At 61.4% G+C, this 13277-nt stretch carries 8 protein-coding genes; 3 read left to right on the top strand and 5 right to left on the bottom strand.

Annotated features, from left to right (window positions below; genetic code table 11):
- The 4 genes from J9893_RS20425 to J9893_RS20440 all read right to left on the bottom strand — a co-directional run.
- Positions 1–911: IS4-like element ISAeme15 family transposase (locus J9893_RS20425; protein WP_210621940.1), on the bottom strand; the 911-nt coding region annotated here is incomplete at its 3' end.
- A gap of 114 nt (positions 912–1025) precedes the next feature.
- Positions 1026–2777, bottom strand: coding sequence for an ABC transporter transmembrane domain-containing protein (locus J9893_RS20430; protein ID WP_049636011.1), 1752 nt, complete (start codon positions 2775–2777; stop codon positions 1026–1028).
- A 109-nt stretch (positions 2778–2886) separates the two neighbouring features.
- Entirely contained in the window at positions 2887–4623 is a 1737-nt protein-coding gene (locus tag J9893_RS20435; protein WP_029314593.1) for an ABC transporter transmembrane domain-containing protein, read from the bottom strand.
- A 139-nt stretch (positions 4624–4762) separates the two neighbouring features.
- Positions 4763–7561, bottom strand: coding sequence for a response regulator (locus J9893_RS20440; RefSeq protein WP_049636010.1), 2799 nt, complete (start codon positions 7559–7561; stop codon positions 4763–4765).
- 153 nt (positions 7562–7714) lie between these two features.
- Here J9893_RS20440 and trxC point away from each other — a divergent pair, with 153 nt between their 5' ends.
- From trxC to J9893_RS20455, 3 genes are all read left to right on the top strand, one after another.
- Positions 7715–8155, top strand: coding sequence for a thioredoxin TrxC (gene trxC / locus J9893_RS20445; RefSeq protein WP_210600833.1), 441 nt, complete (start codon positions 7715–7717; stop codon positions 8153–8155).
- Positions 8156–8309: 154 nt separating this feature from the next.
- Positions 8310–9698: a DASS family sodium-coupled anion symporter gene (locus tag J9893_RS20450; RefSeq protein WP_010674893.1), complete on the top strand. Its 1389-nt coding sequence runs from the start codon at positions 8310–8312 to the stop codon at positions 9696–9698.
- A gap of 201 nt (positions 9699–9899) precedes the next feature.
- Positions 9900–10466, top strand: coding sequence for a cytochrome b/b6 domain-containing protein (locus J9893_RS20455; protein ID WP_010674894.1), 567 nt, complete (start codon positions 9900–9902; stop codon positions 10464–10466).
- Positions 10467–10530: 64 nt separating this feature from the next.
- On the opposite strand, the gene J9893_RS20460 is transcribed toward J9893_RS20455, so the two are convergent.
- Positions 10531–13005, bottom strand: coding sequence for a glycogen/starch/alpha-glucan phosphorylase (locus tag J9893_RS20460; protein WP_010674895.1), 2475 nt, complete (start codon positions 13003–13005; stop codon positions 10531–10533).
- Between the last annotated feature and the right edge of the window lie 272 nt (positions 13006–13277).

Below are 13277 nucleotides of genomic sequence, written 5' to 3' on the forward strand. Positions count from 1 at the left end.
CCGCTGAATCGCGCCACGGGCAGGGAGGTAAAGACCGTTTTCTCCTTGCCTGCCACCTCATAGGTCACTGCGCGAACTTGCCAGTGTGTCGGCAACGCCGGGTTTTTCTTGCGAGCCTGAGGCGAGACCGTCATTTGCAACAGACGGTCACCGTCGCCATAGCGCTCAAGTTCCGTGTATACCAGCCCCTTGCGTTCCGGGATGAGCCAGTGACGGTCGGTGTCTTCGGCCTGAATACGCAGCAACAGGTCGGCACCGAAGAAGCCTCTATCCAGCAGGGTCACTGACTTGTCCGGCAATGAGTGAATGAACTCGCTGGCCAGGGGGATTTCCCCTTTGCGGTACGGGCTGATGGCCGCGTTGGCAATGACATGCGAGCGGACATTCATGAGCGTGACCAACCGCAGCATCGGGTAGGGTGTCTGCCGGTTGGTTGAGGTGTTACCCGAGCCGAAATGTGCTCTGAGTTCAGGCATATCCTGGGTTCGGAACAGGGCCCCATCGATGGCAAAGACCTGTAAACCGTGCCAATGGTCTTCAGGATAACGTTCCAGCCCCCACACATCGGCGCACTGTTTGAACAGCCACTCGAGCGGCTGTTTGCCGAGTCGCTGACGGGCCTGAGACAGGGCACTGTCCGCGAGCAAGGCATCATTGGCCAACCCTTCTGCACAGATGTTGAGGCGCCGAGCGACCTCGGAGATGGGCTCATTGCGGAAAAAGGCCATCCCCACGACGAGCCACAAGACCATATCAGAAGGTAAGCGGCGTCGGCGGATAGTGGCCTTTTCAGACAAGGCGGCAGCGGCAGTAATCCATTCGTCGGGAATATGGTCGGCAAAAATGGCCAACCGAGCCAGCATGTCGCCAGATGCCTCAACAACATCGTTCAGATCGTTTGCAATAGACATAAAAAATCCGGAACCAGTGATTGGTTCCGGATTGTCCTACAGCAGAAGGATCGGTCAATGGATCCTTAACTGATCAGCATTGCGGCAGATGCCGGCTGTTTTTTTAGGTGGGCCTCAGGCCCGTTTCTCTTCAAGCCAGGCCCCCTGGCTCTGCATCTCGAACAGCTGGGCATAATGCCCCCCCAGCGCCATCAGCTCGCCGTGGGTGCCGCGCTCGCTCACCCACCCGCGGGAGAGCAGCAGGATTTCATCGGCATCCACAATGGTGGAGAGACGGTGGGCGATGGCGATGGTGGTGCGGCCACGGCGTGCCGCCGAGAGCGCCTGGGAGAGGGCGAGCTCGGTCTGGGAGTCCACGCTCGCGGTCGCCTCGTCCAGGATGAGGATGCGCGGATCCCCCACCAGGGCGCGAGCAAAGGAGAGCAGCTGGCGCTGGCCAGCGGAGAGGTTCTTGCCCCCCTCCTCCATCAGGGTGGCCAGGCCATCGGGCAGGCGGCGCACGAAATCGGCCAGCTGCACCTCCTCCAGGGCCTGCCAGAGCCGCCCATCCTCGATGCCGTCACGCCCAAGGCGCAGGTTCTCGGCCAGGGTGCCGACGAAGATGAAAGGATCCTGCTGCACCAGGCCGATGCTGCGGCGCACCGCCGAGAGAGCCAGGCCGTTCATGGGGTGATCATCGAAGTGGATGCTCCCCCGATCCAGGGGGTAGAAACCCATCAGCAGGCTGATGATGGTGGACTTGCCGCTGCCGGTGTGGCCCACCAGCGCCAGCATCTGGCCCGGCCGGGTGGCAAAGCTCACATCTTGCAGCACCTGCTGCTCCCCGTCGTAGGAGAAGCCCACCCCGTCGAAGCGTACCCGTCCCTCCAGGGGGCGCACCTCCCCGTCGGTGCTCTCGCGGGTTTCATCGAGCAGGGCGAATACCCGCTCCCCCGCCACCATGGCCTGCTGCAACTGGTTGAGCTGGTTGGTCATCTCGATGAGGGGCTCGATCATCCGCCCCAGATAGCTGATGAAGGCGTAAAGCACCCCCACCTGAATGGCCCCCGCCGTGCTCAGCCCCTCGTGGGCAAACAGGGCCAGCAGACCGATGAGCACCATCATGTAGAAGAGATCGATGAGGGGGCGCAGCAGGATGCCGTTGATCTTGAGGCTCTTGATCCGCGCCTGCCAGTGCTGCTGGTTCACCCCCGCAAAAGCAATGGCGAAGTGGCGCTCCTGTACCATGGCCTGGATCACCGGCATCCCCTGCAACGACTCGTTGAGACGGCTGTTGATGTCGGAGAGCAAGGATCGGGTCGCCCGCACCACGGGCACGCTCAGTTTCTGGTAGAGCCACATCACGGCCCCCACCGCCGGCAGCAGGGTGGCGCACACCAGCATCAGGTGAAAGTCCAGCAGCGCCATGGAGAGCAGGATGCCGCACAGGAGCACCACTTTTTGCACCAGGAGCCCTATCACCTGGACATAGAGGTTCATGATCGCCTCGGTGTCGTTGGTGATGCGGGAGATGAGGGAGCCCGAGCGGTGCTTGTCGAAATAGCGGGCAGGCAGGCGGATGGCGGTGGCGAACACCTGCTCGCGCAGACGCTGCACCACCGCCTGGGCGATGCGGTTGAAGCGCAGGGATTGCAGGTAGAAGCCGGCCGCCGACAACACCTGCAACCCCAGATAACCGGCGGCAAGGGCGGCGATGATGCCCCACTCCAGCCGGCGCGGCGCCAGGTAGTCATCGATGAAGAGCTTGATGAGCAAGGGACCCGCCACCTCGGCGCCGGTGGCGAGCAGCAGGCAGATGCCCGCCTGCACCAGCCAGCGGGGGTAGCTGGCGCAGTAGGCGAGCAGCCGTTTGATGGTTGGATTCACAGACTTGCCTCCAGCGCAACGTTCCACGGGAATTGACTCTCTTTGCTCCCCTCTCCGCTCGCGGGAGCCGGGCGGGGGGTGAAGGAAACCAGGGGCCTTGTCATCCTGTTCACAGGCTCTCCTCCACGTCCTGCTCCAGGCGCTGGTAGCGGACCATGTCCGCGTACCAGCCGTTCCTGGCCATCAGGGTCTCGTGACGGCCCCGCTCGCTGATCGCGCCCTGTTCCAGCACCAGGATCTCGTCCGCCTGCTCCACCGCCGTCATGCGGTGGCTCACCAGCACCAGGGTGCGCTTGTGGACCTTGAGGGCCAGCAGGATCTGCTGCTCGGTGTGGGCATCCACCGCCGAGAGGGCGTCATCCAGCACCAGGATAGGGGCATCCAGCAGCAGGGCGCGGGCGATGGCCAGACGCTGCTTCTGACCGCCGGAGAGGGTCACCCCCTTCTCTCCCACCTCGGTTTCATACCCTTTGGGGAAGCGACTGATGTCGTCGTGAACGCAGGCGATGCGCGCCACCCGCTCAATCTCCTCCCGGCTCGCCTCGGGGCGGCCCAGGGCGATGTTGGCCGCGATGGTGGTGGAGAACAGAAACGGCTCCTGGGGCACATAGGCAAACTGGCTGCGCAGCTCACCCAGCGACAGTTGCGAGATGGGCACCTCCCCCATGCGGATCTCCCCGGCCGTGGGGTTGGCCAGGCGCATCAGCAGCTTGAGCAGGGAGCTCTTGCCTGCCCCGGTGCGTCCCACTATCCCCAGCATGGCGCCAGCCTGCAGGGTGACATCCACCCCCTGCAACAGGGTGCGCTGCTCCAGCCGGTAGCCCAGCCCCAGCACCCGCAGGGGAAAGGCCGAGGCCAGCGCCATGGGATGGGCCGGCTCCTCGATGTCGCTGTGCTCCCCCAGCAGGCTTTCGATGCGCGAGTAGGCGGCGCTGCCCCGCTCGATGATGTTGAACAGCCAGGCGATGGCGAACATGGGCCAGATGAGCTGGCCGAGGTACATGGTGAAGCTGGTGAGCTCCCCCAGAGTCAGCTTGTCTTGCAGCACCAGGGCGCTGCCCCCTGCGACAGCCAGAAAATAGGAGCAGCCGATGCACAGGTAAATCACGGGGTCGAACTTGGCGTCGATGCGGGCCACCGCCATGTTGCGCTCCCCCGCCTGACGGGTCAGCTCGGCAAAGCCCTCGTCCTCTAGGGATTCGACCGCGTAGGATTTGAGCACCCGCACCCCGGAGAGGGCCTCCTGGGTCTTGTTGTTGAGGCGGGAGAAGGCCCCCTGAGCCGCCTTGAACTCCTTGTAGATCTGGGTCCCGAAGCGGTTCATGAAGAAGGCCATCACCGGCAGGGGCAGCAGGGAGAGCAGGGTCAGCTGCCAGGAGTACTGGCTGCACATGATGGAGAGCACCAGGATGCCGACGATGAAGGAGTCCACCAGGGTCAGTACCCCTTCCCCTGCGGTCATCTCCACCGCCTGGATGTCGTTGGTGGCGTGGGCCATCAGATCACCGGTGCGGTGGCGCTGGTAGAAATCCGGGCTCATGCGGGTGAAGTGGCTGAACAGCCGGTTGCGCAGCACGTAGGCGAGCCGGTAGGAGGCACCGAACAGCATGACCCGCCACACGTAGCGCAGCAGGTAGATAAGCAGTCCCAGGCCAAAAAGCCCCGCCAGATAGCCGGTCAGGGTGCCGCTGTCCAGGTCACCCTTGGCGATGCCATCCACCACCCAGCCCACCACCTTGGGGGGGATCACGGTAAACAGGGCCACCAGCATCAGCAGGGAGATGGCCACCAGATAACGCCGCCACTGATCCTTGAAAAACCAGCCAAGCCGCAAAAATACGCTCACAGAGAAGTCCTTGGTCGCGGCGCGCTGCCGCGTGATCATGAAGAGAAGCTCAATACAATCGCCCCCTGGCGGGGGCGAACGAGTGGGTCATCATAGCCTGAAGCGGGTGACTTGAGAACGATTGCTATCTTGCCCTCCCTCAGAGCCGCTTGTCGGGGGGCGAAAACGGGAAAGCGACCGACTCCTGCTGCTCCCCGGTGAGCAGGAAGTGGGAGACCTCCTCCCGGGTCTGGGTAAAGACCTGCTGCAACTGGTTGAGCTCCCCCTCGCTCAGCTCCTCCTGCAGCCGCAGCCGCCACTCCAGTTCCCCGGCCAGCAGTTGCAGGCGGGAAGCGGAGATGTTGGCCGAGACCCCCTTCAGGGTATGCAGCAAGCGGCACGCCACTTCGGGCTGCTGGCGACGCAGGGCGGTGCGGATGTCCCACAGATCGTCCTTGTGCTCGGAGAGGAACAGCTTGAAGAGGATCTGCAGCGCCTCCCTGTCATGCTCCAGCCGGCGCAGGGCATCCTCCAGATCCAGCACGCCCATGAGGGCCGGCGGCTTGACCTCGATGGGCACCTTGGGCTCCCCGCCGCTGCTCTTCACCCATTGCAGCAGGTTGTTGTAGAGATCGAGCTTGCTCACCGGCTTGGTGACATAGCCGTTCATGCCGACGCCAAGGCAGCGCTCCCTGTCCCCCGGCATGGCGCTGGCGGTGAGGGCGATGATGGGCACATCATGCTTGTCCACCATCTTGCGGATCTGGCGGGTGGCATCCAGCCCGTCCAGCACCGGCATCTGCAGATCCATCAGGATGACGTCGAACGGCTGCTCCGCCACCTGCTCCACCGCCTCGCGGCCGTTGTCCACCACGGTGACCTTGGCCTCCACCCGGCGCAGGTACTCCAGAATGAGCTGCTGGTTGACCCGGTTGTCCTCGGCCAGCAGCACCCGGGTACCACGCAGCAGCTCCCGGAACTGCTGCTGATCCCCCTGTGCCTCCGCCTGGCGGACCTTGCTGTCATGGGAGCTGCCGTTGAGCAGTTCGTCCACCTTGGCCAGCAAGGCGTTTTCGGTCATGGGCTTGGCCAGGAAGTGGGTCAGTCCCATGCTTTCCATCCGCCCGTGCAGCCCCTCCCTGGACCAGGCGCTGGTCATCAGGACAGGCAGGCGCCGCCACTGGCTGTGCTGGTACATCTCGAGGGCCAAGTCCAGGCCATCCTCCTGACCCATGCGCCAGTCGAGGATGGCGAGGCGGATGTGATGCCCCTCTTCACGCAGCACCTGACGGGCGCGGGAGAGGCTGTTGACCGTGATGACGGACGCCCCCGCCCGCCCCAGGATGTCCTTGGCCAGTTCCAGCACCAGCTCATTGTCATCCATCATCAGGATCAGGGGCTGGTGATCGAAGAAGACCCGGCGCCCCGAGACCCCGTACACCGCTTGGGAGATGGGGATCTCGAACAGGAAGGTGGAGCCCACCCCGGGTTTGCTCTGCACGGTGATCTCCCCGCCCATCAGCCCCACCAGGCGCTGGGAGATGTTGAGGCCAAGCCCGGAGCCGCCATATTTGCGGGTATTGCCCGCCTCCAGCTGGGTAAAGGGCTGGAACAGCTGGGCCTGCTTCTCCGGGGCGATGCCGATGCCGGTATCCCGCACGCTGAAACAGACCCGCATGGGATGCTGGCTGGTGAGGGTGATGGCCACCTCCACCTCGCCCCGCTCGGTGAACTTGATGGCATTGTTCACCAGGTTGACCAGTACCTGACCGAGGCGCAGCGGATCCCCGCGCAGAAAGTCGGGCACGGCGGGAGACTTGTTGATGATGACCTCGATGTGCTTGCGCTCCGCCAGATCCGCGAACATGGCGGCGAGGGAGTCGAGCTGCTCGCTGAGATCGAAGTCGATCTCCTCCAAGGTCAACTTGCCGGACTCCACCTTGGTGAGATCCAGAATGTCGTTGATGAGCAGCAGCAAGGTGTCCGACGAGGATCTGATCTTGTTGAGATAGTCCCGCTGCTGGGGATCCAGACTGGTTTGCAGTGCCAGGGCGCTGAAGCCGATGATGGCATTCATGGGGGTGCGGATCTCGTGGCTCATGTTGGCCAGGAAGTCGCTCTTGGCCTGGGCCAGCAGCGCGGCATGGCGAGAGAGCTCGCTCAGCTTCTGGTTGCGACGCCACAGGGTCGCGGCCACCAGCGAGAAGCAGAGCAGCGCCCCCCCCAGCACCATCAGGTAGAAGCGGCTCTTGAGGGAGGAGGCCCGCTCCAGCTTGCTCTGCTTCCAGGCGGGCAGTGAGCTCAGCCCCTTCATCTCCACCACCTGATTGCGCAGGCGATGGTACTCCATCACCTGCTGATTGAACTCCTGGCCCAGCCGGACGAGGGCCGTGACCCTCGGCTGCTCGCCATAGCGGTCAAGCAGGTGCTGCTGGAGTTGCAACAGTTGCCGCTGCTCGTTCTGATCCCAGCTGCGTCGGAGGTAGTGGTGCAGGCGCATGAGTTCGGTAAGGTCGCGGTACTGCGCCTCACCGACCGGCAGGGTGCCTTGCAACGCCTTGAGCTGGCCCTGGAAGCGGGGAGCCAGATACTCGATGGTCATCTCCATGGTGTAAAGCCTGGCGAGATCCAGCAGATAACCGTCGATGTCCCGCTGCAACGCCTGGGAGCCGGGGTCGTCCACCGACTCCGGATCCTCGTGCACCAGCCTGACGAACCTGTCCAGGTGACTGGAAAGCAGGCTCAGACGTTGCTGTACGCTGCCATCGCTGGCCTTCTCGCGCCCCAGCAGATAGACGGTATCGGTATTGACCCGATTGAGCACCATCTCAGCCGCCACGCTCAAATCGAAGGCACGCTGCTGCTGGCTGAGCAACTGCCAGCAATAGGCAGAAAAGCCCACCAGCGATACGATGATAAGGCCAAAGACAACACGATTGCCCCGTGCAACACTCTTCATCCCGTCTCGATTCTCATGTCATGGTCGGCCATCCGGTGACATCAGGTCACGGCCGGAGGCCAACTGTGAAAAACCACTGAGTGCTATGTTACCGTTAGTCGGCGCTCTGATTGCAATAAAGATGTTGCCGGGCCATGAAATAAGGAAGCAATTATGTCACTTGTCACCACCTATTGTAGCCAATGCTTTACCCGCAACCGCCTGCCTGTCGAAAAAGAAGACTCAAACGCGAAGTGTGGCCGCTGCCGTCACGCCCTCTTCGAACAAACCCCGGTGGCGGGGCGTCAGGCCAGCTTCGATGCCCTGATCCAGTCCGACATCCCGGTGGTGGTGGACTTTTGGGCAAGCTGGTGTGGCCCCTGCCTGCAGTTTGCCCCCGTCTTTCAGGAGGTCGCCCGGGAGCTTGAGCCCCGCCTTCGCTTCGTGAAACTCGATACCGAGCAGGAGGCCGCCATCGCAGGTCGCTATGGCATTCGCAGCATTCCTACCCTGATGGTCTTCCAGCGGGGGGAGATCCTGGCACAGCGCAGCGGCTCCCTGCCCAAGAGCCTGTTCAAGGAGTGGCTGCTCTCCTTCACCTCCCCTGTCAAATGAAAATAAAATGTTTCATTTCTGTTTGATTGAAGATCCATCTTCACTTGACTCTGTGAGTCGCCACATGATTTGACCATATCCCCCTGTTTCAAACAGGGGGATATATGTAACCTCGGCATCACAACAACAACCATAAATTAACCGAGAGAACGTTATGCACACATCGGCTGTACCTCCGACTCCCCCCTCACGCTGGCTGGACATCAAGTCCGGGATCGTCATCCTGGATCTGCTCCTGCTCTGCGCCATGCTGGCATGGCTCCCGTTTGACCCCATGGTCAACAAGGGGCTGGCCATCCTAATCTTCATCGCCATCCTCTGGCTGACCGAGGCGGTGAACATCACCATCACTGCCATCTCCATCCCGGTGCTCGCCACCCTGCTCGGGGTGTTCGACATGAGCAAGTCGCTGACCGACTTTGCCAACCCCGTCCTGTTCCTCTTCTTTGGCGGCTTTGCCCTCGCTGCAGCCCTCTCCAAGCAGGGACTCGACACCCAGATCGCCGGCAAGGTGATGCAGCTCGCCAAGGGACACCTGGGCTGGGCTTCCATCGTGCTCTTCACCATCACGGCCGCCCTCTCCATGTGGATCAGCAACACCGCAACCGCGGCCATGATGATGCCGCTGGCCCTCGGCATGCTGAAAGGGCTGGACGTTCACAAGGAGCGCCGCACCCTTGTCTTCGTGCTGCTTGGCGTCGCCTATAGCGCCAGCATCGGTGGCATCGGCACACTGGTGGGCAGCCCCCCCAATGCCATCGCCGCCGCCCAGATGGGCTTGGGCTTCACCGACTGGCTGGAGTTCGGCATCCCCGTGGTGATCATCTTCATGCCGGTAGGCATCGGCCTGCTCTACTGGGTGACCCGTCCCAATCTCTCCCACCAGGTCAGCACCGAGCAGGTCACCATCGAGTGGACAGGTCAGCGCAAAGTGACCCTGGCCATCTTCCTGACCACGGTGCTGCTGTGGATTGGATCCCAGCCTCTTGCCAAGGCGCTGGGCGGCATTCCCCAGTTCGATACCCTGATCGCCATGGGCGCCATCCTGGCCATCGCCGTCAGCCGCGTCGCCAGCTGGGATGACATCAACCAGAACACCGACTGGGGCGTGCTGCTGCTGTTCGGGGGTGGTCTCACCTTGAGCGCCATCCTCAAGCAGACCGGGGCCAACGCCTTCCTGGCGGAGCACCTCTCCAGCGGCCTCTCCTCCATGCCCATCTTCGTGATCCTGCTCTGCCTGGCCGCCTTCGTGGTGTTCCTGACCGAGCTGGTCTCCAACACCGCCACTGCCGCGCTGCTGGTGCCGCTGTTCGCCGGGGTGGCCGAGGCACTGGGGGTCTCCCCCATCGTGGTCTCCGTGCTGATCGCCGTCGGCGCCTCCTGTGCCTTCATGCTGCCGGTGGCAACGCCTCCCAACGCCATCGTCTTCGCCAGCGGCCATATCCAGCAGCGGGAGATGATGCGGGCCGGCCTGGTACTGAACCTGGTGTTCACCGTCATCCTGACCATGCTGGCCTATTTCATGGGGGATATCCTCCACTGAGGTTCGCCCCCTAATGCCCCTCCAAGCCCCGCATCGCCGGGGCTTTTTCTCGCCCCGAAACCACCGCACTCCCTACCCGCGACATCACGGCGACATTAACTTGCACTTAAGAAATCGCCTCCATGATGCTGACAACGGCCATCACGCAGCCATGGCTGACGATGGCGATGATCATGGACATCACGACAAGGGGATCACCTCATGGGTAAGACGATGCAGAACAACCGTGAAATCAAGGTATGGGATCCGGTGGTCAGGGTATTTCACTGGGCCACTGTGCTGTTGTGCGTGCTGAATCTCTTCATCCTTGAAGAGGGGGCGCGCAACCACCGCTATGCGGGATATGCGCTGGCCGGACTGCTGGCACTGCGCATCGTATGGGGATTCATCGGCTCCTATCATGCCCGCTTCGCCCAGTGGCTGCCGACACCGACCGGCGTCATCACCTATCTCAAGGAAACGATCAAGGGGCGCCACCCCTACTACGCCGGTCAAAATCCTTTGGGGTCCTTGATGATACTGCTGCTGTTGACCTGCCTTGTCGGCACCGCCGCCAGCGGGATCATGACCGAATACGGGCCGCTCTCCGGCACCCATCGCATGGAAGAGATCCACGAGTTCTTTGCCAAGGGGCTGCAGGTGGCCATCTTCGTCCATGTACTGGCCGTCATCGCCCTGGATCGTCTGGTACGGGGTGATCTCGTCAGGGCGATGATCACCGGCAAGAAACGGGTGCCGGCGGACACCCGGGTGGTCGACAGGCCCTGAGCCTCCCTCAGCCCGACAGATGAAAAAAAACCCCGCATCGCGGGGTTTTTCACAGGAGCAGACATCAGCCGACGCTGCAGCTCGTCAGTTTCCAGATACGGTCTACGTAATCCTGGATGGAGCGGTCGGAGTTGAACTTGCCCATGGTGGCAGAGTTGATGATGGCTTTCTTCGCCCACAGGGCCGGATCCCGGTACCAGGCATCGATCAGCTTGTGCGCCTCGGAGTAGGACTCGAAATCCGCCAGTGTCAGGTAAGGGTCTCCCCCTTCCAGCAAGGAGCGCTTGATGGAGGCCAGCTCACCCGGACGACCCGGCGTGAAGTAGTCGGTATCAAACCAGTCCAGCACGGCTTTCAGCTCGGAGTTGGCGTAGTAGAAGTCATACGGGTTGTAGCCGCGCACCTTCAGGGACTTCACCTCGTCCACATTCAGACCGAAGATGGCGCAGTTCTCGGCACCCGCCTCTTCGGCGATCTCGATGTTGGCTCCATCCAGCGTCCCGATGGTGATGGCACCGTTCAGCGCCATCTTCATGTTGCCGGTACCGGATGCTTCGTAACCTGCGGTGGAGATCTGCTCGGAGACATCCGCCGCCGGGATCAGCTTCTCGGCAAGGCTCACGCGGTAGTTCGGCATGAACACCACTTTCAGCTTGCCCTGAATACGGGCGTCGTTGTTGACCCGCTCCGCCAGCTTGTTGATGGCGTAGATGATGTCCTTGGCCAGCTTGTAGCCGGGCGCCGCCTTGGAGCCGAAGATGAACACCCGCGGATGCATGTCATAGTCCGGGTTCGCCAGCAGGCGACGGTAGAGCGCCATGATGTGGATGAGGTTCAGTTGCTGGCGCTTGTACTCGTGCAGACGCTTGATCTGGACGTCGAAGATCGCCTCCGCGCTCACGTCGATGCCGGTTTCCGCCTTGATGACCTTGACCAGCTTCTCCTTGTTGTGGCGCTTGATGGTCATGAACTGCTGCTGGAACGCCTTGTCGTCGGCAAACTTCACCACGCTGCGCAGCTTGTCCAGTTGCAGCGGCCACTCCTTGCCCACCACCTCGTTGTAGAGTTCGGCCAGTTCCGGGTTGCAGGCCAGCAGCCAGCGACGGGGAGTCACACCATTGGTGACGTTGCACATCTTCTCGGGCCACAGCTCGGCATACTCGGGGAAGAGATCTTCCTTCACCAGCTTGGAGTGGATCTCGGCCACGCCGTTCACCTTGGAGGAGCCGATGACGCACAGGTTGCCCATACGCACCTTGCGCACGTCACCCTCTTCGATGATGGAGAGCTTGGCCTTGATGGCATCGTTGCCCGGCCACTTGGGCTCCACCAGCTCGTTCAGGAAGCGGGCGTTGATTTCATAAATGATCTCGAGGTGACGGGGCAGTACCTTCTCGAACAGGCTGACGGACCACTTCTCCAGCGCTTCCGGCAGCAGGGTGTGGTTGGTGTAGGAGAAGACCTGATAGCAGATGCCCCAGGCGGTATCCCAGTTCAGCCCCTCTTCGTCCACCAGCACGCGCATCAGCTCGGGGATGGCCACGGTGGGGTGGGTATCGTTGAGCTGGATGGCGATTTGCGCGGCAAAGTTGCTGAAGTCACTGCCATGCACCCGCTTGTAGCGACGCATGATGTCCTTGATGGAGCAGGCGCAGAAGAAGTACTGCTGGATCAGGCGCAGCTCCTTGCCGGCGTCGGTCTCATCGTTCGGGTAGAGCACCTTGGAGATGGTCTCGGCCTGGGCCTTCTCGGCCTGGGAGTCGATATAACCACCGGCGTTGAACACGTCCCAGTCGAAGAACTCGGAGGCGCGGGATTCCCACAGACGCAGGATGTTGACGGTGTGACCACCGAAGCCGACCACCGGAATGTCCCAGGGCACCCCTTTGATCTTGCGACCGGCGTGCCACACCTTCTTCAGGCCACCCTTGTCACCAAAGACGGTCTCCACGTAGCCGTAGAGCGGGATCTCCTGCACCGATTCCGGGCGGCAGATCTCCCAGGGGTTGCCATATTCGCGCCAGGAGTCCGGACGCTCGATCTGACGGCCATCCTGAATTTCCTGACGGAACAGGCCGTGCTCGTAGTGGATGCCATAGCCCACCGCCGGGTAGTTCAGAGTGGCCAGGGAATCGATGAAGCAGGCAGCCAGACGACCCAGGCCGCCGTTGCCAAGGGCCATGTCAGGCTCTTGTTCACACAGATCGGTCAGTTCCAGACCAAGTTCACCCAGCGCCTCTTCACAGACTTTGTAGAGGGAGAGGTTGTGCAGGTTGTTGGAGGTCAAACGCCCCATCAAAAATTCAGCAGAGAGATAGTGAATCGCACGAGTATCTTTCTTGAAGTGAGCCTGCTGAGTACGGGTCAGGCGCTCGTACACCTGTTCATTGACGGCGGCAGCGGTCGCTTTCCACCAGGCATCCGGAGAGGCTTTCTGTTCGCTTGTACCCAAGGTAGAACGCAGGTGACGCACGATACTCGCCTTGAGCTGATCTTTATCCAGTTGGAGATCCTGGTCTGTCTTCTTCTTGGTAGCCATAAACCATTTTCCTTCGTTACAAATAAAAAATGTCATCCCATCGGGTGGACCGGCGCTGTTGTTATCTCAGAATATGCTCCGGCGGGGGCATACTAGCTAAAGCCAAGGGTTTAAAAGTTAACGTGAGTCACACTTTAACGCATAAAAATGACAGTTTCACCATGAAAACCCTTTCCTTTAGCCAGCCTGAATGAAATATAAATTTCGTTTTAAATCATAGTGATATAAGAAAACAAAAAAGATAGTTTCATGAATAGGTTTTCAATGATTGC

The organism is Aeromonas sp. MaB10011B (genome assembly GCF_017939325.1).
GTDB lineage: Bacteria > Pseudomonadota > Gammaproteobacteria > Enterobacterales > Aeromonadaceae > Aeromonas > Aeromonas caviae.

Excerpts from the sequence above, each read along its gene's own strand:
- J9893_RS20450 (WP_010674893.1), top strand. The coding sequence starts at position 8,310 with ATGCACACATCGGCTGTACCTCCGACTCCCCCCTCACGCTGGCTGGAC.
- J9893_RS20440 (WP_049636010.1), bottom strand. The coding sequence starts at position 7,561 with ATGAAGAGTGTTGCACGGGGCAATCGTGTTGTCTTTGGCCTTATCATC.
- trxC (WP_210600833.1), top strand. The coding sequence starts at position 7,715 with ATGTCACTTGTCACCACCTATTGTAGCCAATGCTTTACCCGCAACCGC.
- J9893_RS20460 (WP_010674895.1), bottom strand. The coding sequence starts at position 13,005 with ATGGCTACCAAGAAGAAGACAGACCAGGATCTCCAACTGGATAAAGAT.
- J9893_RS20455 (WP_010674894.1), top strand. The coding sequence starts at position 9,900 with ATGGGTAAGACGATGCAGAACAACCGTGAAATCAAGGTATGGGATCCG.